Here is a 21,733-nt window from a genome sequence, read left to right as displayed (position 1 = left end):
CGTCAGTGGCCTGCGTGCCCGTCAGCGCTGTGGTCGCACTGGCACGCGCCCGACACGCATCCGCATCCGTGGGCGGGTGCCGGCGCCGGAACGTTCAGCGTAGGGTTGCGCTCGAAGAAGTTGTACGGCTTCATCGTGAACTTCGCATAGTCCATCGGCATGACCGGCCAGTCTTCGTTTCGCGGGAAGTGGGTCAGCCCGAAGGTGTGCCACAGCACGATGTCTTCGCCGACCAGCGGCTCGTCGCCCGCGATGAACTCGGGGATACCCGCGTGTCCCGCATGTTGGTTGACGAAGTCTCCCGCGGCGTATCGTTCGTCGGGGTCGTACTTCGTGACGAACAGATGGCGCGTGGCAAATGCGGCACGGGCGGCGATCGACGAGTCGTCGGCTGCCAGCAACGTGGGGTGCGACTCGGGGAACAGCACGTAGGACGTTGGCTGGCCAAGCTCGGTGGTCTTCTCCGTCGAGGCGATCTGCCACACCCGGTTGACGGCGCCGTCGGCGACTCGCCCGGACTGCTTCTCGGACTCGATCGGTGTCACCTTCTTTGTGAACGCGTTCCCGTAGGGGTTCGTCTCCGAGATCGGCAGTCGCACGGCGTCGATCTCGTTGACGACGTTCGCCGTGCCGTCCACAGTCATGTCCAGACGCATCGAGAACAGATGCTGGTGGTACGGCGCGCCGAGTCCCGGAGCGACTTCGGATGCGTACGCGTAAGGCGTGCCGTCGTCGTTCGACCCGGGATAGGCCGAGGTGAACAGGACTCCGGTGAGCTTCGCCTCGCACTCGATCGTGCCGTCGAGGTAGAGGTACCAGAAGAAGCCGTAGTCGTAGTTGCCGACCGTCGTGAAGAACGAGATGACGAGTCGGCGCTGCCGACGAACCTCGGATGACCCTGTGAACAGGTCGGTGTGCTTCCACAGCGACCCGAAGTCCTCCTCGTGCATGCAGATGCCGTTGCGGATCGTGCGCGGCATCCCCATCTCATCGGCGACGACGGGGGAGAAGTAGTGGATCTCGCCGACGCAGTCGCAGCCGAGTTCGAGTTCGTTCGTGGAGCGGCCGAACAGGTACTCGCCGGTGTCGAAGTAGTTCTGCCAGAAGCGATTCGGGGACGGATCACCGTAGGGCACGACCATCTCGCTGACCGATCCGCGGTACATGATCGGCCTCCCGGCGAAGGAGAGCTCGCGGATCACGACGCCCTCGCGTGTGTCGAATCCGATGCGCAGATCCCAGTTGCCCCACGTCACGCGCTCACCGTCGATCGCGTAGCTGGGGCCGTCGGGCTGCGTGATGACGATCGGCTTGAGGCCTTCGAGCGGTGGGCCCTGCACGTCGGGGTCGTCGAAATTTCCGGAGGTCTGAGGGATCTCGAACGACGGGCCCTCCACGATTTTCGCGACTTCTCGCCGGGTGACGTCGACGTAGGCGGTGAGTCCGTCGACGGGGTGCGCCCAGGGATGATCCTCCGGAGAGAATTGCTGGAAGGCGAACGTGCGGAGCAGCCGTCGTCCGGTCTCGTCTTCGAAGCCGTAGTTTCCGGCCGACAAGGGGACGAGCACGACATCGTCGACGCTCAGGCCGCGCGCGGCGAGCGCGGCAATCCACGCGGCATCTTGCTTGGCGATCTCGTCGACGAGCTCGAACTCGGTGTCGAGGATCGGCACACGGCCCTCGGCGCCGTCGAGGTCGGTTTTCCGCACGACCGTCTCAGCGTCCAAGGAGATGACGGCGTCGAGCGAGTCGCCGCTGGCCAGGTCGATCAACTGCAGGCGTGCGCGGCGCTCAGGGAGCGGCCCTTCGCCGGTTTCCCACGCCAGAACCTCGCTCTTGTGGGGCTCTTCGAGTCCGACATACGCGAATCGTGTCGACTCGCTCGACATCAGGTGCGCCAACGCGATCTCTCGGACTGTGTCGAGTTCGGCGCTCGTGAGTGACGTCAGCGGGTGCATCTCAGAAGCTCGTGGGGAGTCGGGCATGGTCATGTGTCGTCTCCTGTCCCGTCTTCGGGCTCGGCGACGCATCGGCGCGTCGTCCGTTCAGTGTCCAGGTTTTCGTACGCCCGTACAAGAACAAGGTCGGCGCTGTTACTGTTCTGTTACCTTCAGGAGGTGCCCAAGTATGTCGACCACGACGAGCGCCGCCGAGAAATCATCGGGCGGGTCTGGCGCCTGATCGCGTCGGACGGAATCGAAGCCGCGACGACGCGCCGGATCGCCGAGGTGACCGGGTACTCGAACGGGTTGCTCCGCTACTACTTTCCGAGCAAGGACTCGGTGATGAGTGCCGCCTTCGAGCACGTGTTCAACGCGACCAACGACCGTGCATCAGGTTTGGTTGAAGCGCCTGGTCTCGAAGGCTTGCGTGCGCTCGCCATCGAGATCCTGCCACTCGACGAAGAACGGCTCGCAGAGGCCCGTGTCGTGATCACGTTCTGGCAGCGGAGTCTGGGGGATGCCTCCGAGGCTCAGCTGTTCGCGGATCGGACGTCGCAGTGGCGGATCTCCTTCGCGCACGCGCTCGAGTCCGCCGCGGAGCGAGGCGAGGTGCGCGAAGAGATCGACGTCACTGAGGTCGTCGACGAGTTGCTGTCCATGCTCATGGGAGCGCAGATCATGGCTGTGTTCGCCCCCGACGAGGCGACGCCGTCGCGGTTGCTCGCGCAGCTCGACGGCTTCCTCGCGCGAGTGCGCGCAACGCGAATCGATCACTGACCCCGCAGCACGCCGGCACGCCCGGTGCGGAAGGACGTGCGCGCCTTCCCGGCGGTCGGCCCCACACCTGGGCCTCGCCGACGACGCGATCTCATTGAGTCGAGGTCGATCAGCCGGCGGATACGCCCCTGACCGACGCGCGGTAGTGGCTCGGCGGCATCCCGAACTCCTGACGGAACGCGCGCGCGAAGGCGGCGGCATCCGCGAAGCCCCACCGGATACCTACGGCCGCGACGGGAATCGACGACGACGCGAGGTCTCGTCGACTCGCTTCGAGTCGCCGGTGGCGGATCCAGCCGCGCACGGTCGTGTGCTGTTCCTCGAACAGCTTCTGCATGTAGCGGACTGAGATGTGGTGCCGGGCGGCGATCGAAGAGACCGACAAATCGGGGTCGGCGAGGCGCGCGGTGATGTACGACTCGATGCGCGTGCGGAGAGCGCGTCGATGCGCGTCTTCGCTGAGACCTCCTGTGCCTTCCGTGCGATCGGCGATGGCGGCGGCGACGAGGTCGAGGACGGCGTCCGAGAGGGGGAGCGCCGAGGGCAGTTCGTCCGCATCGAGTTGGCGCGCCATCTCCGCCAGGAAGCGCGAAGCGATCGCGCCGACGCCGGTGCGTCCTGAGAAGCGGCGCGCGGTGAAGTCGCTGAGGACGTCGCGTTCGACGTGGAGCGAGGTCAGCGGGAACATCACCACGAACATCCGGAAGGCGTCTTCCGAGGCGACCACGTACGGTCGGGTGGTGTCGTAGAGGGCAAAGTCCCCCGGTGCCAGGGCCGCATCGCGTCCGTCTTGCATGACGACGCTGTACCCCCGTAGCTGAAATCCGAGTTTGATGTACCCGGGATCGGATGCGGCGATCTCACGCGCACCGCGATGGACGTCGACAGCGGTGCCGGTCACGGTGCTTACCGATGAGGCGCCGAGTGGCTGAGAAACCAGCCCTCCCATGAAGGACTCGCGGGAGTCGGAATCGGGCCCCACGGCCTGGAGGGGAACGAAGCTCCCGTCGATTGCGGCGGCCCAGGCGTCGAAGCGGTCCTTCGGGCTCACCGCATGCAGGTCCAGCACCGAGCGATTTCCTGAGGCGGGCGCGAGGAGCGAGTCGGGCATCGGGTACCTCCACGTCATCGTGTCCCGTCAGCATACGCACGAGAGGCGCATTTCTGAACAGGTGTACGAAAACGCGCCCGTCACCCCTGAGCGTGACGATCGAGGAACTCGTAGACCTCGTTCTCGTCGACGCCCGGGAAAGTTCCGCGAGGCAGCGGCGAGAACATCTGCATATGCACCCGGGCGCTCGGCCAGGCCTTGTCGGCCCATCGGTCGGTGATGTCGGCCGGGGCGCGGCGACAACATGCCTCATCCGGGCAGGTCGACGTGGCACGCTTGTGAGTCTCACGCCCGCGGAACCATCTGGCGTCATCGAATGGAACGCCGACGGTGATCGAGAACTCGCCGTCCGCGGTACTCCCGGTCTGCGTCGAGCACCAGTAGGTGCCGGCTGGCGTGTCCGTGTACTGGTAGTGCTCGGTGGTGCGGTTCTGTTCCGAGAACGCCGCACGGGCCGAGAACTTCCGGCATGCGATCTGACCGTCGACGGCACCGGTCACGTCCTGAGGGAGCGGCAGGTCGTCGTTCTCGTACACACGCGAGATTGCCCCCGACCCGTCGACGCGCAAGAAGTGCAGGGGCATGCCGAGGTGCTCTGTGAGCAGGTTCGTCATCCGCATCCCCGCTGCCTCGTGTGTGACACCGAACGCATCGCGGAAGTCCTCTACGGCAAGATTCCGATCCTTCTTGGCCTGAGTGAGAAAGTTCACCGCAGCTGTCTCGGGCATGAGACAGCAGGCGGCGTAGTAGTTGATCTCAAGCCGCTGCTGCAGGAAATCCGCGTAGTCCGTCGGGCGGACGTGTCCGAGCAGGCGGTGGGCCATCGCCTGCAGCGCCATCGATCGCAGACCGTGCCCGCCGGGGATCGACGCCGGCGGCAGATAGATCCGGCCGTTCTCGAGGTCGGTGATCGACCGCGTCGAGCCGGGTAAATCACTCGCGTAGATGAGCGTGAAGCCGAGTTGTTCGGCCATGATGCTCACCGTGCGGTGGGTCAGCGCGCCTGAGACGTGTCCGGCGGCCGACAGTTGCTTCTCAGCGAGCTTCTCGATGTCGCCGAGGTAGTTGTTCGCCGCCCGCATCTTGAGGCGCAACTCGGTGTTCGCCCGACGCGCTTCTTCGGGGGTGGCGATCGCCTCGCGCTCGCGTCGCTGGAGCTCGCGATGAAGACCGAGGACCGATTCGATCGTGTCGTCCGACATGCCTTTGGTGACCTTCACCGGCGCGATCCCGAGCTGGCGGAACACCGAACTCGATTGGGCGCGTTCGAGTTCGATTTCGAGGGCCGCGCGGCGGTTCGGGGGCTCGGGTGAGAGCAGGTCGGTGACCTCGACCCCAGTGGCCGCGGCGACGGCCTGTAGCACCGATAGCTTCGGCTCGCGCTTGCCGTTCTCGATGAGGCTCAGTTGGCTGCCGGCGATGCCGACGAGCTCCCCGAGTTCATCGAGGGTGTACCCGTGCGAGACCCGCTGATGACGGATGCGGTGACCCAGGGTCGACAGTTCCAACGGTGTCGGCGACATTCCTTGATCATACGGAAAGAAAACCGATTCTTGAACCCCGATCTGGCGAGAAGCTCGTTCTGAGGCGTCGGATAGTGGAAGAGAACCGCGATCTGACCGAACTGTCGACGAAGAGAGACTCCCATGGCCCTGGCTGACTTCCTGACCCGCCCCGCATCCGAGACCCCGGTCCGCTCGTTCGGTGCACGACCGGGCGGTGAGGGGCTGGCCGAACTGACGGCGTGGGTCGATGAGATCGCCGCGCTCACCCAACCTGATCGCATCCACTGGGTCGACGGGTCACGCGCCGAGAACGAGGCGCTCCTGCGCGAAATGGTCGACGAAGGCAAGCTCATCAAACTCAACCCCGAGTGGCGGCCGGGTTCGTACCTTGCGCGATCGCACCCGAGCGACGTCGCGCGCACGGAAGCGCGGACCTTCATCGCGTCCGAGAACCAACACGACGCAGGTCCCACGAACAACTGGGTCGCGCCCGACGAGATCCGCGCCACGATCACTCCGCTGTTCGAGGGGTCGATGCGCGGACGCACGATGTACGTCGTGCCGTTCTCGATGGGCGCCGTCGGCGGACCGCTCTCGCACATCGGCGTACAGATCACCGATAGCGCCTACGCGGTCGCGTCCATCGGGATCATGACGCGGGTCGGCAGTGACGTCCTCCGCGAGATCGCCGGTGGCGCCCCGTGGGTCAAGACCGTGCACAGCGTCGGCGCCCCGCTCGCGCCGGGCCAGGCCGACGTCGAGTGGCCGTGCAACGACGAGAAGTACATCGTGCACTTTCCCGACTCGCTTGAGGTGTGGTCGTTCGGCTCCGGCTACGGGGGCAACGCCATCCTCGCTAAGAAGTGCTTCGCCCTGCGCATCGCCTCGGTGATCGGCCGCGACGAGGGCTGGCTCGCCGAGCACATGCTGCTCATCCGGGTCATCGACCCGGCCGGTCGCCGCTACCACGTCGCGGCGGCGTTCCCTTCCGCGTGCGGCAAGACGAACCTCGCGATGCTCAAGCCCACCATCCCCGGGTGGCGCGTCGAGACGCTCGGCGACGACATCGCATGGCTTCGTCCCGGAGAGGACGGACGCCTGTGGGCGATCAACCCCGAAGCGGGGTTCTTCGGGGTCGCGCCCGGCACGGGCGAGTCGACGAACATCACCGCGGTCGAGACGCTGTGGGGAAACACGATCTTCACCAACGTCGCCCTCCGCCCCGACGGCGACGTGTGGTGGGAGGGTCTCACCGACGAGCCGCCGGCTGAGCTCACCGACTGGCAGGGCAACCCCTGGACTCCGGCATCCGGGCGCCCCGCGGCACACCCCAACTCGCGCTTCACCGTCGCGGCGGCCCAGTGTCCGCAGATCGCCGACGACTGGGATGCCCCTGAAGGCGTGCCGCTGGACGCGATCCTGTTCGGCGGGCGCCGCGCCACCAACGTTCCGCTCGTCGTCGAAGCGACCGACTGGACCCACGGTGTCTTCATGGGCTCGAACATCTCGTCCGAGCGCACCGCGGCCGCTGAAGGCACGGTCGGTGAGCTGCGCCGCGACCCGTTCGCGATGCTGCCGTTCTGCGGTTACAACATGGCGGACTACTTCGCGCACTGGCTGAAGATCGGGCAGAAGCTGCGCTTCGACCGCGCGCCGCGCGTGTTCCAGGTCAACTGGTTCCGCAAGGGTGCCGACGGCAGCTTCCTGTGGCCGGGCTTCGGCGACAACGCGCGTGTCATCGACTGGATCATCCGCCGGATCGAGGGCGAGGCTCCGGCCGTCGACAGCCCGATCGGACGCCTGCCGCGGCCCGAGGACCTCGATGTCGAAGGCACGGATGTCACACCCGAAGCGCTCGAGGAGCTCTTCGCGATCGACACGACGTCATGGATGCGCGAAGCCGACCTCACCGAGGAGTTCTACCACGGGTTCGACGGCCAGATTCCTGCTGCCCTCTGGTCCGAGTTGGCCGCACTGCGCTACCGGTTGCAGCGCGCCTGACGATTCTGTGACGGATGCCGCGACCTGGGGGCGTGGCATCCGTCATCGTCGTCTGCGCGCGGCCCGGCCGTGGCGACGTGCGACTCTCTCTGTGCGCGCAGGGGGTTTTCTCTCTTCGACGGACCTGAGTGTGGCTTTCGCTGTGCGGGGGAGCGTGGGTGACTTCCTCTGTTCGGTGGAGCGCGCGTGACTTTCTCTGTTCGATGGCCGCACGTGTGCGGCGGGCGGGCGGGGGCGTGACTTCCTCTGTTCGATGGACGCATATGTACGGCGGGCGGGGCCGTGGGCGTACATTCGCGACCACTGAAGCTTGACGGGACGCGGGGCGGGAGAGACGTCGCACGGCGTCATCGGGGCTGGGCGTCTGGCCGCTGCCGCTCTCTGTTCAGTGGACGCGTTTGCACAGGTTGCGGGGGTATCGGCGTACATTCGCGTCCACTGAACCTGGGTGGGGTGGCCTCCCAGGGTCGCGCGGTCCCGCCCGTGGCCCGGTGACCCGGTGGCATGGCGGCCCCGCGGCCCGGTGGCGCCGTCGCGCCCTGGCCCCGTAGTGCCGCGCGCCGCCGCGCCGGCGCGACGTCGGGCCGTAGTGCCGTCGGGCCGTCGCGCCGTGGCGCCACTCTCCTGTGCTCAGTGGACGCTCATGTACGGCGCGCGGGGGCGTGATCGTACATTCGCGACCACCGAAGCCCGGGTGGGCGGGGCGAGCCGGGAGGGGCGAAGGGCAGCCTCAAACCAGGAGCTGGTGCTTCGCGAGGTCGCGGTACAGCGGCGTCGAGGCGACGAGTTCGGAGTGCGTTCCCTGACCGACGACACGACCGTTCTCGAGCACGACGATGAGGTCGCTGTCGACGACCGTCGAGAGGCGGTGCGCGATGACGATCAGCGTGCGACCCTCCGCGACGGCGTCGATCGCCTCGCGCATCCGCTGTTCGTTCAGCCCGTCCAGCGACGAGGTCGACTCGTCGAGCAACAAGATCGGCGGCGCTGCCAACAGCGCACGGGCGATCGCGACGCGCTGACGCTCACCGCCCGAGAGCATGACGCCTGACTCGCCGACGGGAGCCTGAAGTCCCAACTCGCTGCGGTCGAGAACATCGCCGAGGTTCACCGCCCGCAGCACCCGTTCGCAGTCGTCGTCGCTTGCCTCGGGTGAGGCCAGCCGAAGGTTCTCGGCGATCGTCCCGGCGAGGGTCGGGGCGTCCTGCTCGACATAGCCCAGCTGGGCCCGTAGGTCATCGCGGGGGAGCGCGCGCACGTCGACGCCATCGACGAGGATCGCCCCACCGGTCGGGTCGTAGAACCGCTCGATGAGCGCCAGCGTTGTGCTCTTGCCCGCGCCGGACGGTCCCACCAGCGCCACCCGAGAGCCGCGGGGCACGCGGAACGACACTCCCCGCAAGACTTCGGCGGGGTGCGCGGTGTGATCCGGGGCCTCATCGTCGGACTCGCCCGGCAACGTCACTGCGGACGTGTCGACGTGGGCGCTCTCCAAGAGGGCGCGCGCCTCGGTCTCGGCCTTGCGCCGTGCGGCCACGACATCGGCGGGGTATCCGAAACGCACGTCGCGGAATTCCACTGCCGCCGTGGTGTCGAGGGGCGCGGGCTCGGGTGTGACGCTCGCGGCGATGCGCGCGTCATCCTGCGTTTCGGTGGGCAGGTCGAGCACTTCTTGGATGCGGCCGAGCGCCCCGAGCGCTTGGTTCACCGACGTGATCGCACCGAAGAACGAACCGAGAGGGCCGACCAGCAGGAACAGGAACATCACGAACGTGACGAGATCGGCGACACCGATCGCACCGTCGGCGACGCGATAACCGCCGAGTCCGAGGACCGCCAGGAGCGAGACCTGCAAGGCGATGCCGGCGATCGGAACGACCAGCGCCGACACCTTCGCGATCCGCACACCCACGCCGTACGCCTCGCCGGCGACGCCGTTCAGTGCGGATTCTTCGCGTCCGCTCGCGCCCGCCGCGCGCACCGTTCTGATCGACCCGACGGCGCGCTCGACGCCCGAGGCGAGTTCGCCCACCTTGATTTGTTGATCGGACGTCGCTTTGCGGATGCGTCCGCTCAGCAGCGTCACCGCGGCGATCGAAACTCCCAACACGATCACGATCGCACCGAGCAGGAGCGGATCGATGAGCGCCATCGCGATGACGGCGCCCAAGAAGATGAGGGCGTTGCCCACCGCATCCGCCAAACCCTGCGTGAGAACCGCGTACAGCAGCGTCGTGTCGGTTCCCACACGTGAGACCAGATCACCCGTGCGGCGTGAGTCGAACTCACTGATCGGAAGATGCAGGATGCGGGAGATCAGTCGTCGTCTGCTCGAATACACCACTGCGGTGCCCGTGCGCTGGAGCAGATAGTGCTGATATCCAGAGATGATCGACGAGACCACGACCAGCGCGACGATCGCCCACACGAGCATGCCGAGGGCCTGCTCGGCCTGGACCGACTCGATCACCTGACCGACCAGGAGCGGCTGGGCGAGAGTCGTGATCGCGCCGAAGACGCTCAGAATCGCGACGATGACGAGGACGGTCCGGTGCTCCAACAGGAACGGCAACAGTTGGCGGAAGCTCGCGCGCGGACCCTCGTCCGGAGCGCCGCGGCCGAAGCCTCGACGGGAACGGGCCGGGCGGGAATCAGCGGACATGCGGGTACCTCGTTCGTGCGCAGGGTGTACCTACGACGGTACTTCCTCGCGCGGGTGGACCGCCGCCGGAGGCCGGAGCCGAACGGCCGGGGCCAGGCGGCCGGTGCCGGGGCGACCTTGCATCGAGGGGACGCAGGTACGGGACGCGCTCGCGGGGCTGCTCCCGCGATGCGCCGCCCTGCTGCTCCTGCGATGTGCCGCCCTGCAGCCGCTGCGTGGGCCCGCACCCGGTCCCGGCATGCGCGCCCCGCTCTCATTCCCGCATCCGGTTCAGTGGTCGCACATGTACGTTGATGCCCCTCTACCGCGTACATTCGTGACCACCGAACGGAGAGCCGGGCGCGGCTGAGCGAGTTGTACCCTTGCGTTCGCGGGCGCCCGGTGTGCTGATTCGGGTTCCGGGCGTGCCGGTTCAGTGGTCGCACATGTACGTTGATGCCCCTTTACCGCGTACATTCGTGACCACCGAACGGAGAGGCGCGCGCGGGCGCCGAGACGCGCGCGGGCGCCGTGGCGTTGACGCGCGGGCGCCGAGGACGCGCATCGAAGACGACGGATGCCGCAGCCCGGACGGGCCGCGGCATCCGAGAGAGAACGTCAGCGCCAGATGACGGCGAGTCCGGCGTTCAAGAGGGTCAGGATGCCGATGGTCCAGAACAGCCCGGGCGCCACCGTGCCGTCGCCCTTGCGGGCGCGGGCCCCGCCGATGCCCATCAGCGCGCCGATCGCGAGCAACACGACGAGCTTCGTGCCGATCTTGGCGTAGTTGAGGTCGTACGAGATCCCCCACGGTGCGGCCAGCGCGAGGCCGGCGACCGCGGCAATCACCAGGCCCCAGTTCATGACCGTGTTGATTCGGAAGCGGCGGCTGAATGCCTCCACGGCCCATCCGCCGAACAGCAGCGCGAAGCCGGTGATATGGACGAAAACGACGATGTGGCGCAGGATCTCCATGACGGTCACCATAGGCCCGGGGCTCAACCGTCCGCCAGGAAGGTCGGCCTCACCTGCGTGAAATCAGTCGCCCTGGCGGAGTGACCGCAGCACGAGGGCGGTGCGCATCGCGGCATCCGCGGCCTCGTAGCCTTTGTCTTCCTTCGACCCGTCGAGTCCTGCCCGATCGAGGCCTTGCTTCTCATCATCGAGCGTCAGGACGCCGAACCCGACCGGCTTGCCGGTGTCGAGTGCGACGCGGGTCAGCCCGTCGGTGGCGGCGGCCGAGACATACTCGAAGTGGGGAGTGCCGCCACGGATGATGACGCCGAGCGCGACCGCCGCATCCGCACCCGATTCGAGCGCGGCCTTCGCGACCAGCGGCAGCTCGAACGACCCGGCGACCCGCACCAGACGCCACGAGGCACCGGCGGCGTCAAGCGCACGCTGCGCCCCGGCGATCAGTCCGTCGGTGATGACGTCGTGCCATGTGCCGGCGACGACCACGACGTCGAGGCCGCGAGCGTCGACCGGCTCGCCGGGTGCGGGAGCCCCGACGCCGCTCATCGGCCCTGTCCTTCGTGCATGTCGGCAAGAGCCGAGCGCAGTTCGTCTCCATCGATGATGTGACCCATGCGGTCCCGTTTCGTTTCGAGGTACTGGTGGTTGTTCGGTCCGACACCGACGAGTAGCGGCACCTGCTCGACGACTTCGAGACCGAGGTCGCGCAGCTGCGTCACCTTGTCGGTGTTGTTCGTGAGAAGCCGCACACGTTCGACACCGAGATCGGCGAGGATGCCGGCGGCCGCGGCGTAGTCTCGGGCGTCGGCGGGGAGCCCGAGCGCCAGGTTCGCGTCGACGGTGTCGAGTCCGCGCTCCTGCAGGCTGTAAGCGCGGAGCTTGTTGATCAGGCCGATTCCGCGGCCTTCGTGGCCGCGCATGTAAACGACGACACCTCCATCGCGGGCGATCGCTTCCAGCGCCGCGTCCAACTGCGGACCGCATTCGCACTTGAGCGAACCGAACGCCTCGCCGGTGAGGCACTCGGAGTGCACGCGCACGAGCGGTGGCGCTTCGGTGAGGTCACCCGAGACGATCGCGACGTGATCGGTGCCGGTGGTCCGGTCCTTGTAGGCCAGAAACCGCATCTCGCCGTGGGTCGTGGGCACCGTCGATTCCGCGCGGAGACTGACGCGCCGTCGATGCGCGGGTTGCGGGACGACATCGGCCGGTTCGATCTCATCGAGGTAGGCGATGAGCTGCTCGATCGTGATGACGGGGATGTCCTCGCGCGCCCCCATTTCGATAAGGCCGGGCAGGCGCATCATGCTGCCGTCGTCGGCGACGACCTCGCCGATCGCACCGACGGGCTGGAGCCCGGCGAGACGCATGAGCTCGACGGCTGCTTCGGTGTGGCCCGCACGTTCGCGCACGCCGCCGTCCACCGCGCGCAGCGGCAGGATGTGTCCTGGTCGGATGACGCTCGCCGGCGTGGAATCCGGGTTGGCCAGAACATTGAGGGTGTGTGCTCGATCGGCCGCGCTGATTCCGGTCGAGATCCGATCGGCCGCGTCGACACTCACCGTGTATGCGGTGCTGCGGGAGTCTTCGTTGTGGGCGACCATCGGTGGCAGGTCGAGGCGGTCGGCCCAGTCGCCGGGCATCGGCGCGCAGAGGAACCCGCTCGACCAACGGATGGTCCACGCGAGCCACTCGGGCGTGGCCTTCTCGGCCGACAGGATGATGTCACCCTCGTTCTCTCGGTTCTCGTCGTCGGCGACGATCACGGGTCGGCCGGCAGCGAGCGCCTCCAGCGCGTGGGGGATGGTGGACAGGCTCATCGCGAGCCCCCTTCGATCGGTGCGGGTGAAGTGTGGAACGCCAGCATCCGGGCGACGTGGCGGGCGAGGATGTCGGTTTCGAGGTTGACCGCATCGCCGGGTTCGCGGGCGCCGAGGGTGGTCGCCTCGAGCGTCTCGGGAATCAGCGAGACCTCGAACCAATGCTCGGCGGCGTCGGCGGCGGACACGGCACTGACGGTGAGTGAGACGCCGTCCACGGCGATGGACCCCTTGTCCACGACGAGCGGAGCGAGGGCGGCCGCGAGCCCGATGCGCAGCACGCGCCATTGCGCTCCCGGGCGAACCTCGACGACGGTGCCGGTTCCGTCGATGTGACCTTGCACGATGTGGCCGCCCAGGCGGCCGTGGGCGGCGGTGGCCCGTTCGAGGTTGACAGCGCTGCCGATGGTCGCGCCCCCGAGCGCGGACATGTCGAGGGTCTGGCGCATGACGTCGGCGGTGAACCAGTCGGACCCCTGATCGACGACGGTCAGGCAGACGCCCGAGACCGCGATCGAGTCGCCGTGTCCGGCATCCGAGACCGCCTTCGGGCCGCGCACCGTGAGCCGCACGCCGTCGCCGTCAGGCGTGATCGCCGTGATCTCGCCGACTTCTTCGACGATCCCCGTGAACATCAAATGTCTCCTTGTGTGTGGATCTCGTGGGGCCGGGCGATGACGAGAAGGTCGTCGCCCAGCGTGTGTGTGGCGATCACCGACAATCGGCGCTGGTGCGCGATGGTCGGAACACCGAGGTCGGTGAGGGCGGTGAGAGGTCCGCCGATCAGGACGGGCGCGATGTACGCGAGTACCTCGTCGGCGAAGCCTTCGCGAACGAAGGTGCTTGCGAGCGTGGGGCCACCCTCGACGAACACCCGCTGGACACCGTCGGCGTGGAGGGCGGACAGCATGGCGACGAGGTCGTCGCCGGCGAATCGGACGAAGGGATGCGGATGCCGCCGCACCGCCGCAGTCGGAGGCACGTCGCGGTGCCCGACGATCACCGGACGCGGTTGGTGGGGGAGCAGCGCTCCGTCGGCATCCCGCGCGGTGAGGGCCGGGTCGTCGGCGAGGAGGGTGCCGGTTCCGATGACGATCGCGTCGGCTGCAGACCGGCGTCGATGCACGTCGTGGCGGGCCTCGGGGCCGGTGATCCACTGACTCGTGCCGTCTGCGGCCGCCGCCCGGCCGTCGAGGCTCTGCGCCCACTTCACCGTCACATGGGGGCGTCCGAGGTTCGTCGCGGTGAGCCAGTCGTGGAGCAGTGCGGCGCCGTCGGTTGCGCAGACACCTGAAATCACGTCGACGCCGGCGTCGCGAAGGCGTTCTGCGCCGCCGGAAGATTCTTGGCCGGGGTCATCGACGGCGTAGACGACGCGGGCGATGCCGGCCGCGATCAGCGCCTCGGCGCAGGGCCCGGTGCGGCCGGTGTGATTGCACGGCTCGAGGGTGACCACGGCGGTGGCTCCCTGTGCTGCACCCGGCGCCAGCGTCGAAAGCGCGTCGACCTCGGCATGTGGTGTGCCGGCACCCCGGTGCCACCCTTCGGCGAGAACAGCGCCCTCGTGCGAGAGGATCACGGCTCCGACCTGTGGGTTCACTCCGCGGGGGCCTTCGAGCGCGAGGGCGAGCGCGCGGTGCATCGCCGTCGTCTCAGCGGCGGTCGCAGGCATCTGTCGCATCTCCGGTCGGTCGGTCATCGACGGTCCGGGGCAACGGGATGCGGCGGTGCACCGCGAGAACGGTCCACCGCACGTGCTGCCTCCCATCCGGACTCGCGAAGCTCTCGCTTCGCATCACCGTCGGTCCCGGAATTCCACCGGATCAGCCGAGACGACATCCCCGCGGATGCGGGTGCCTCAGCTCGCGGACTGTCACCGCCGGTTCGGATTCTCACCGACCCCGGAGCACGTCTATGGGTACGAGTGTAGCCAACGCACCGGCGTCATGATCATTCCCGCCCGATCGCACGGTGTCAGTCGGCCAGCGCCCGAGCCGTCGCTTCATCGACGACCAGGTCGGTCGCCAGACGAGCGGCGAGTGCGCCGCGGAGGCTTTCGAGTTTGGAGGCTCCGGACACGACACACAGTCGGCGGTCGACGCGGCGCAGGGTGTCGAGCGACGGCCCGGTCGCGCGGTCATTGAGCGCGATGTGATCGCTCGAGCCGTCGGCGCGGAAGAAGACGGTGGCCACGTCGCCCACGACGGCTTCGGCGCCGAGTACCTCGAGATCACGGGGCTCGAGATAGCCGCCGCTGTACACGTGGCTGGGCACGCGGGAGTCGGCCGAGCCGGTGCTGAAGACGACGAGGTCCATCTGCGACTGCAGAGCGAGGATGCGCCGGGTGCTGCGTTCTCGCCACATCGCGGTCTTCGTGGCCGGATCGTCGAAGAACGCCGGCACCGGAAACTGCTGGGCGCTCCCTCCGTGTGCCGCGGCGAAGCGACTGAGGATCTCGGAGGCGTACAGGAGCCCGGTGGTGTGGGTGTTCCCCGATCCGTTCAGTTGGACGAAAGTCGTGCCGCGCGCGGGTTGGGGTATGAGTCGTCGACTGATCGCGGCCGTCGTCGAACCCCAGGCGACACCGACCGTCATGTCGGGTTCGATCAGTTCGCTGAGGAGGTGCGCGGCGGCTACCGCGACGCGTTCGAGCCGGTCGATGTCGCTCGCATCGTCGGGCACCGGGACGACATGCGCGGTGATCCCGTAGCGCTCGCCGATGTGCTCTTCGAGCAGTTGCGGCGCCTCGAAGGGCGAGCGGATGCGGATGTCGACGATTCCGGTTGCACGGGCGTGCGTGAGCAGGCGCGACACCGTCGAGCGCGATGTTCCCAGTTCGGCGGCGATGGCCTCCATCGTCCGGTTCTGCACGTAGTAGAGGTGCGCGGCCGTCAACGCGCGTCGAGCGAACGGGTCGTCGAGGAGGTCTGCCATCTCTCAAGCGTGCACGTACGTGCACCAGCGATGCAAGAACGCGCATGCATGGAAGGATGGTTGCAATCGACAGGGAGGCACCATGACGCGCGGGTTCGAGGCACTGCGGGATCGTCCCTATGCAGACGTTCTCATCATCGGTGGCGGTGTCAACGGCATCGCCACGTTCAGGGACCTCGCCTTGCAGGGCGTCGACGTCGCCCTCGTGGACCGGGCGGATTTCGTCAGCGGCGCATCCGCGGCGTCGTCGCACATGATCCACGGTGGCATCCGATACCTCGAAAACGGCGAGTTCCGCCTCGTGCACGAAGCTGTGACCGAGCGCAACGGACTGCTGAAAATCGCCCCGCACTATGTGCGGCCGCTCCAGACGACGATCCCGATCTTCTCCACGTTCTCGGGGGTCCTCAGCGCCCCGCTGCGCTTCCTCCGGCACGGTAAGGGAAAGCACCGCGAGCGTGGGGCTGCGCTCATCAAGATCGGGCTCGTGATCTACGACTCGTTCTCACGTGGTGGGGGCCGTGTGCCCCGCCATGCGTTCCACGGACGGCGCCGGTCCCTGGCACAGCTTCCTGAACTTACTCCATCGGTCAAGTACACCGCGACCTACTGGGACGCGTCGCTCCACGACCCCGAACGGCTCGCGCTCGATCTGATCCGCGACGGCGAAGCAGCGGGTGGTGATCGCGCCCGTGCGGCGAACTACACGGCGGCGGCGCGCGCCGCCGGAGAGCGCATCGTTCTGCGCGATGAGGAGTCGGGTGACGAGATCGAGTTCGCGGCATCCGTCGTCGTCAACGCCTCGGGGCCGTGGACAGACCTCACCAACCGCGCGCTCGGCGACCCGACGTCGTACATGGGCGGGACGAAGGGATCGCACATCGTCATCGACGACCCGGATCTGCTCGCCGCGACCGGGGGACGCGAGTTGTTCTTCGAGCACAGCGACGGGCGCATCGTCTTGATCTACCCGCTCAAGGGGCGCGTCCTCGTCGGGACGACAGACCTCGAACACGACATGGCCGAACCGATCCTCTGTACCGAAGAAGAGGTCGACTACTTCTTCGACCTCATCGCTCACGTGTTGCCCGGCATCCACGTCGACCGTTCGCGCATCGTCTACCGGATGTCGGGAGTGCGCCCCCTGCCGGGTCACGGCGACCTCGCGCCCGGGTTCGTGTCACGCGACTACCGGATCGAAGCCGAACCTCTCGCCGGCGCCGACGGGCCGACTGTACTGAGCCTCATCGGGGGCAAGTGGACGACGTTCCGCGCCTCCGCGGAGCATCTCAGCGACCGGGTGCTCGCGTTGTTGCACCGACCGCGCCGACGCACGACCAAGGGTGTGCCCATCGGCGGTGGCGCCGGGTATCCGGTGACCGAGCGTGCGCGCCGGCAGTGGATCGACGCACACGACGCGATCGTCGGTGCCGCGCGCGCTGCGATCCTGCTCGACCGGTATGGCACCGTGGCCACCGACGTCATCGCGGCGATCGCCTCCGATGGTGAGGATGAGCCTCTCGCCGATGCGCCGACCTACAGCACGGGCGAGTTGCGTCACCTCGCGCGCACCGAGCAGGCCGTCCACCTCGACGACATGCTCATGCGCCGCACCAGCCTGGCGTTCGTTGGAGCGGCGACGCCCGAGGTCGCTCGCCAGGTCGCGGATGCCGTTGCCCCTGTGCTGGGCTGGGATGCCGCTGCGGTCGAGGCCGAGGTCACCCGCGCGATCCGACGCGTGCACGCGGCGGATCCGACGTTCGACGCGGAGCGCGCGGTAGCCTGACCGGGGTCCGGCGCCTGACGGCGCACGGACACGGCGAAACAGCGACGAGAGGGGCACCGTGGCCGAACACGTGCTGGCAGTCGATCAGGGAACGACCTCGACACGGGCGATCGTCTTCGATTCCGATGCACGCATCGTCTCAACCGCGCAGCGTGAGCACGAACAGATCCTCCCCCGTGCGGGGCGGGTCGAACACGACCCTGTGGAGATCTGGACCAACACCGAGTGGGTCATATCCAGCGCGCTCAAGCAGGCCGATCTGTCGGCTTCGGATGTCGCCGGACTCGGGGTCACCAACCAGCGCGAGACCGTCATCGTGTGGGATCGCCGGACGGGACGTCCCGTGCACAACGCGCTCGTGTGGCAGGACACCCGCACGCAGACGCGCATCGATCGGCTCATCGCCGACGGGGGAGTGGACCGGTTCGCCGACATCACAGGACTGCCGCTCGCGACCTACTTCAGCGCCTCGAAGATCGCCTGGATCCTGGAACACGTCCGCGGTGCGCGCGAGGCCGCCGAAGCCGGACATCTCGCGTTCGGCACACCCGACACTTGGGTCATCTGGAACCTCACCGGCGGCAGCAGCGGCGGCATCCACGTCACCGATGTCACCAACGCCAGTCGCACGCTCCTCATGGACCTGCGCGCCCTCGATTGGGCCGACGAGCTCCTCGACCTGTGGGGCATCCCGCGCGCGATGATGCCCGAGATCCGGTCGTCGTCCGAGATCGTCGGCGAGGTACAGGTACCCGGGGTGGCCCGCGGCATCCCGATCGCCGGCATCCTCGGTGACCAGCAGGCGGCCACGTTCGGTCAAGCCGCGTTCTCACCGGGTGAGTCGAAGAACACCTACGGCACCGGCAACTTCTTGCTCGTCGGAACCGGCACCGAGATCGTCCACTCCGATCACGGACTCATCACCACCGTCGCGTATCGGCTCGGCGACGAACCGGCCAGATACGCCCTCGAAGGGTCGATCGCCGTCACCGGTTCGCTCGTGCAGTGGCTGCGCGACAACCTCGGCATCATCGAGACATCGCAGGACGTCGAACGCCTTGCCGGCAGCGTCGAAGACAACGGCGGTGCCTACTTCGTGCCCGCCTTCTCGGGCCTGTTCGCTCCCTACTGGCGACCGGATGCCCGGGGTGCGCTCGTCGGCCTCACACGCTTCGTCAACAAGGGCCACATCGCCCGGGCTGCGCTGGAGTCGACGGCCTTCCAGACCCGCGACGTGATCGAGGCGGTGATGGCCGACGCCGACCGCACCCTCGATGAACTCCGCGTCGACGGCGGGATGACCCGCAACGATGATCTCATGCAGTTTCAAGCCGACCTCCTCGGGATCCCGGTCGTGCGTCCGGCGGTCACCGAGACGACGGCTCTCGGCGCCGCGTACGCAGCAGGGCTCGCGACCGGCGTCTGGGCATCGCTGGACGAGCTGCGCGCCCACTGGCGTGAAGACGCGCGCTTCGAACCCCGCATGGACGAGGACGAACGCGAACGCCGGTATCGGTTGTGGAAGAAGGCCGTGACGAAGTCGCTGGACTGGGTCGATGACGACGCGCGGGTGCTCGCGGGCACCGCCGACGGCTGAGCGCTATTTCAGCAACCGCGACAGGCGCCGGTCGGCCAAGATCTTGCCGCCGGTCTGGCACGTCGGGCAGTACTCGAGACTGTTGTCGGCGAAGAACACGCTCCGCACCTCGTCACCGCACACCGCACAGGCCTCCCCGCGACGCCCGTGCACCTGCATGCCGCGTCGCTTGGCGTCCTTGAGCTCGGCGGGGGGCTTGCCGGATGCCGCGGCCACCGCATCCGTCAGCGTCTCCCGCAGGGCGGCGAACAGGCGCGTCACCTCTTCGTCGTCGAGACTCGAAGCGAGTGCGTAGGGCGACATGCGCGCGGCGTGAAGGATCTCGTCGGAGTATGCGTTGCCGATGCCCGCGATGAGGGACTGGTCACGCAGCACACCCTTGATCTGGGTGCGACGTCCGGCGAGTACGGCGGCGAAGGCGTCGCGGTCGAAGTCGGCGCCGAGAGGGTCGGGGCCGAGCCGGGCGATCCCCGGCACGTCGTGGGGATCGGTGACGACGTAATACGCGAGCGACTTCTTCGTGCCCGCCTCGGTCAGGTCGAACCCCGAGCCGTCGTCGAACGCCACCCGCAACGCGATCGGCGTCTTGCCCGGGCGGATCACGGTCTGCGGCAACGACTCGGTGAACCGCAGCCAGCCCGCTTTCGCGAGGTGGAAGACCAGGTGGGGGCCGGACGTTGCGAGGACGACGAACTTGCCCCGACGCATCGCATCCGTCACCGTGCAGCCGACGAGCGTGTCGATCGGTGGGTCGTATGTCTTCAGCGCCGCGATGTTCGCGACGGTCGCCCTCGTGATGACACGCTCCCGAAGCCGCTCGTCGAGAAACTCCACGAGCCCCTGGACCTCGGGCATCTCCGGCATGGGGTCATCCTGCCACGTCGAGAACCGGCCAGGGTTGCGGCATCCGATCGTCGTCACGGAGCAGCGCGGCCGACCACGCGTCGTCACGGCCCTCGGGGTTGGTCAGTGCGCGTCGACGCAGACCCTCATAGCGGAAGCCGAGCGCACGTGCGCCGCGGGCAGATGCGATGTTGCCGGTCACCGCGAGCCATTCCAGCCGCGCGAGGTTCGCTCCGTCGCCTGAGAAGCCCCAGTCGATCACGGCACGCGCTCCTTCACGCAGCAGGCCGCGTCCGCGTGCCCAGGGCGAGAGCCAGTATCCGAGCTCGCCGTCTCCGCGGCCGTTGACCCGATGGATGCCGAGCATCCCGGCGAGACTGTCGCCTTCGTGCATCGCCCATGTGAGGTTCGTGCCCGCAGCCCACTCATCGGCGGCGTGCGCGACGAACTCTTCGGCATGGCGCCGCTCATACGGCGACGGCACGGTCGTGTAGCGCTGCGTGTCGGGATCTTGGCAGGCCTCGACGATGGCGTCCACGTCGGCGGCGACGGGTAGGGCAAGCACGAGGCGCTCGGTGCGGAGGGTGACCGGTTTCACCGGCCCAAGATACCCCGCCCCCGACTTCCCCCGCCCTCGTCTACGCTTCCTTTCCTTGCCGCGAGAATTGCACTCGACGCCGAGAATCGGTCCGGGTGGGTGATTCTCGCGCCCAGAAGCAATTCTCGCGGCGAAGGCCAGGGGCGGGCCGGGGCGGCAGGGGCGGCCCGGGTGGAGCGGGTGGGGTCAGCGGATGCGGCGGAGCAGCCCGACCTTGTCGTACACATCGGCGAGGGTCTTGTCGGCGACCGCCTCGGCGCGCGCGGCGTTGGCAGCGAGGACCCGGTCGAGCTCGGCCGGGTCATCGAGCAGCTCAAGGGCACGCTGACGCACGGGCCCGAACTCCTCGACGACGACCTCGGCGAGGCCCTTCTTGAAGTCGCCGTAGCCGCGGCCGGCGTACTCGTCCTCGATCGACGGGATCTGGCGGCCCGTGAGCGCGGCATAGATCACGAGCAGATTCGACACCCCCGGCTTCGCCTGACGGTCGAACCTCACGGTGCCGTCGGAGTCGGTCACAGCGCGCATGATCTTCTTCGCCGAGACGGTGGGGTCATCCAGCAGCCAGAGCACGCCGGCATCCGACTCAGCTGACTTCGACATCTTCGACGTCGGGTTCTGCAGGTCGTAGATGCGTGCGGTGTCCTGCTGGATCATCGGCACCGGAACCCGGAAGGCTTCACCGAAACGACCGTTGAAGCGCTCGGCGAGGTCGCGGGTGAGTTCGACGTGCTGCTTCTGGTCGTCGCCGACCGGCACGATGTCGGCCTGATACAGCAGGATGTCGGCGGCCATCAGCACCGGGTAGGTGAACAGGCCGACCGACGTCTGGTCCGATCCGTAGCGTGCGGACTTGTCCTTGAACTGGGTCATGCGCCCGGCCTCGCCGAAGCCGGTGATCGTCGAGAGCACCCAGGCGAGCTGAGCGTGGGCGGGCACGTGGGACTGCACGTACAGCGTCGACTTCGACGGCTCGATTCCCGCGGCGATGTACTGGGCGGCGGTGCGCCGCGTCTTCTCGCGAAGCTCGGCCGGATCATTCGGCTGCGTGAGGGCGTGCAGGTCTACCACGGAGAAGTAGGCGTCGTACGCCTCTTGCAGGTCGCGCCACTGCATGAGAGCCCCGATGTAGTTGCCGACCTGGAGGGAGTCGGCCGAGGGCTGCATGCCGGAATAGAGGCGCGGTTTCGTCATCCTCCCAG

At 67.8% G+C, this 21,733-nt stretch carries 17 protein-coding genes and 1 riboswitch; of the genes, 4 read left to right on the top strand and 13 right to left on the bottom strand.

What is annotated here, in order from left to right; all coding sequences use genetic code 11:
• Positions 1-2: 2 nt before the first annotated feature.
• Positions 3-1,991: a primary-amine oxidase gene (locus tag ACFQZV_RS12785; RefSeq protein WP_378753875.1), complete on the bottom strand. Its 1,989-nt coding sequence runs from the start codon at positions 1,989-1,991 to the stop codon at positions 3-5.
• 126 nt (positions 1,992-2,117) lie between these two features.
• Between ACFQZV_RS12785 and ACFQZV_RS12780 the strand changes: the two genes are divergently transcribed.
• Positions 2,118-2,720 (top strand): TetR/AcrR family transcriptional regulator, encoded by a 603-nt coding sequence (locus tag ACFQZV_RS12780; RefSeq protein WP_378753877.1) that lies wholly within the window; start codon positions 2,118-2,120, stop codon positions 2,718-2,720.
• A gap of 109 nt (positions 2,721-2,829) precedes the next feature.
• Here the strand turns inward: ACFQZV_RS12780 and ACFQZV_RS12775 are convergent, their stop codons facing one another.
• Positions 2,830-3,831, bottom strand: coding sequence for an AraC-like ligand-binding domain-containing protein (locus tag ACFQZV_RS12775; protein ID WP_378753879.1), 1,002 nt, complete (start codon positions 3,829-3,831; stop codon positions 2,830-2,832).
• An 80-nt stretch (positions 3,832-3,911) separates the two neighbouring features.
• A complete protein-coding gene (locus ACFQZV_RS12770) occupies positions 3,912-5,354 on the bottom strand; it encodes a helix-turn-helix domain-containing protein (RefSeq protein ID WP_378753881.1) in 1,443 nt (480 codons plus the stop codon).
• A gap of 123 nt (positions 5,355-5,477) precedes the next feature.
• On the opposite strand from ACFQZV_RS12770, the gene ACFQZV_RS12765 reads away from it, so the two are divergent.
• Positions 5,478-7,337, top strand: coding sequence for a phosphoenolpyruvate carboxykinase (GTP) (locus tag ACFQZV_RS12765; protein WP_378753883.1), 1,860 nt, complete (start codon positions 5,478-5,480; stop codon positions 7,335-7,337).
• 730 nt (positions 7,338-8,067) lie between these two features.
• Here ACFQZV_RS12765 and ACFQZV_RS12760 read toward each other — a convergent pair.
• From ACFQZV_RS12760 to ACFQZV_RS12730, 7 genes are all read right to left on the bottom strand, one after another.
• Positions 8,068-9,999, bottom strand: coding sequence for an ABC transporter ATP-binding protein (locus tag ACFQZV_RS12760; protein ID WP_378753521.1), 1,932 nt, complete (start codon positions 9,997-9,999; stop codon positions 8,068-8,070).
• A 597-nt stretch (positions 10,000-10,596) separates the two neighbouring features.
• The gene (locus ACFQZV_RS12755) at positions 10,597-10,953 is read right to left on the bottom strand and encodes a Fe-S protein (RefSeq protein ID WP_378753519.1); all 357 of its coding nucleotides are present in this window, start codon (positions 10,951-10,953) and stop codon (positions 10,597-10,599) included.
• A gap of 63 nt (positions 10,954-11,016) precedes the next feature.
• The gene (ribH, locus tag ACFQZV_RS12750; RefSeq protein WP_378753517.1) at positions 11,017-11,499 is read right to left on the bottom strand and encodes a 6,7-dimethyl-8-ribityllumazine synthase; all 483 of its coding nucleotides are present in this window, start codon (positions 11,497-11,499) and stop codon (positions 11,017-11,019) included.
• A complete protein-coding gene (gene ribA, locus ACFQZV_RS12745; protein WP_378753515.1) occupies positions 11,496-12,773 on the bottom strand; it encodes a GTP cyclohydrolase II in 1,278 nt (425 codons plus the stop codon). Before ribA ends, ribH begins: the two co-directional genes overlap by 4 nt.
• Positions 12,770-13,408, bottom strand: coding sequence for a riboflavin synthase (locus tag ACFQZV_RS12740; RefSeq protein ID WP_378753513.1), 639 nt, complete (start codon positions 13,406-13,408; stop codon positions 12,770-12,772). The genes ribA and ACFQZV_RS12740 overlap by 4 nt, the downstream gene beginning before the upstream one ends.
• Positions 13,408-14,445, bottom strand: coding sequence for a bifunctional diaminohydroxyphosphoribosylaminopyrimidine deaminase/5-amino-6-(5-phosphoribosylamino)uracil reductase RibD (ribD, locus tag ACFQZV_RS12735; protein WP_378753511.1), 1,038 nt, complete (start codon positions 14,443-14,445; stop codon positions 13,408-13,410). Before ribD ends, ACFQZV_RS12740 begins: the two co-directional genes overlap by 1 nt.
• A 78-nt stretch (positions 14,446-14,523) precedes the next feature.
• Positions 14,524-14,687: riboswitch (FMN riboswitch) on the bottom strand.
• Between the two features lie 60 nt (positions 14,688-14,747).
• Complete coding sequence (locus ACFQZV_RS12730) at positions 14,748-15,707, bottom strand: sugar-binding transcriptional regulator (RefSeq protein WP_378753509.1); 960 nt, start codon at positions 15,705-15,707, stop codon at positions 14,748-14,750.
• A gap of 82 nt (positions 15,708-15,789) precedes the next feature.
• Between ACFQZV_RS12730 and ACFQZV_RS12725 the strand changes: the two genes are divergently transcribed.
• Both ACFQZV_RS12725 and glpK read left to right on the top strand, forming a co-directional pair.
• Positions 15,790-17,493, top strand: coding sequence for a glycerol-3-phosphate dehydrogenase/oxidase (locus tag ACFQZV_RS12725; protein WP_378753507.1), 1,704 nt, complete (start codon positions 15,790-15,792; stop codon positions 17,491-17,493).
• A 58-nt stretch (positions 17,494-17,551) separates the two neighbouring features.
• On the top strand, positions 17,552-19,090 hold the full coding sequence (gene glpK, locus ACFQZV_RS12720) for a glycerol kinase GlpK (protein ID WP_378753505.1): 1,539 nt from the start codon (positions 17,552-17,554) through the stop codon (positions 19,088-19,090).
• Between the two features lie 3 nt (positions 19,091-19,093).
• On the opposite strand, the gene ACFQZV_RS12715 is transcribed toward glpK, so the two are convergent.
• The 3 genes from ACFQZV_RS12715 to trpS form a co-directional block, all read right to left on the bottom strand.
• Positions 19,094-19,954 (bottom strand): Fpg/Nei family DNA glycosylase, encoded by an 861-nt coding sequence (locus ACFQZV_RS12715; RefSeq protein ID WP_378753503.1) that lies wholly within the window; start codon positions 19,952-19,954, stop codon positions 19,094-19,096.
• A gap of 4 nt (positions 19,955-19,958) precedes the next feature.
• Entirely contained in the window at positions 19,959-20,531 is a 573-nt protein-coding gene (locus ACFQZV_RS12710; RefSeq protein WP_378753501.1) for a GNAT family N-acetyltransferase, read from the bottom strand.
• Positions 20,532-20,717: 186 nt separating this feature from the next.
• Complete coding sequence (trpS, locus tag ACFQZV_RS12705; RefSeq protein ID WP_378753499.1) at positions 20,718-21,725, bottom strand: tryptophan--tRNA ligase; 1,008 nt, start codon at positions 21,723-21,725, stop codon at positions 20,718-20,720.
• Positions 21,726-21,733: the final 8 nt, after the last annotated feature.

Source organism: Microbacterium koreense (assembly GCF_042677105.1).
GTDB classification, from domain to species: Bacteria; Actinomycetota; Actinomycetes; order Actinomycetales; family Microbacteriaceae; genus Microbacterium; species Microbacterium koreense.
The sequence above is the reverse complement of the archived record's forward strand: the minus strand, read 5'-3'. Positions and strand labels throughout refer to the sequence as shown.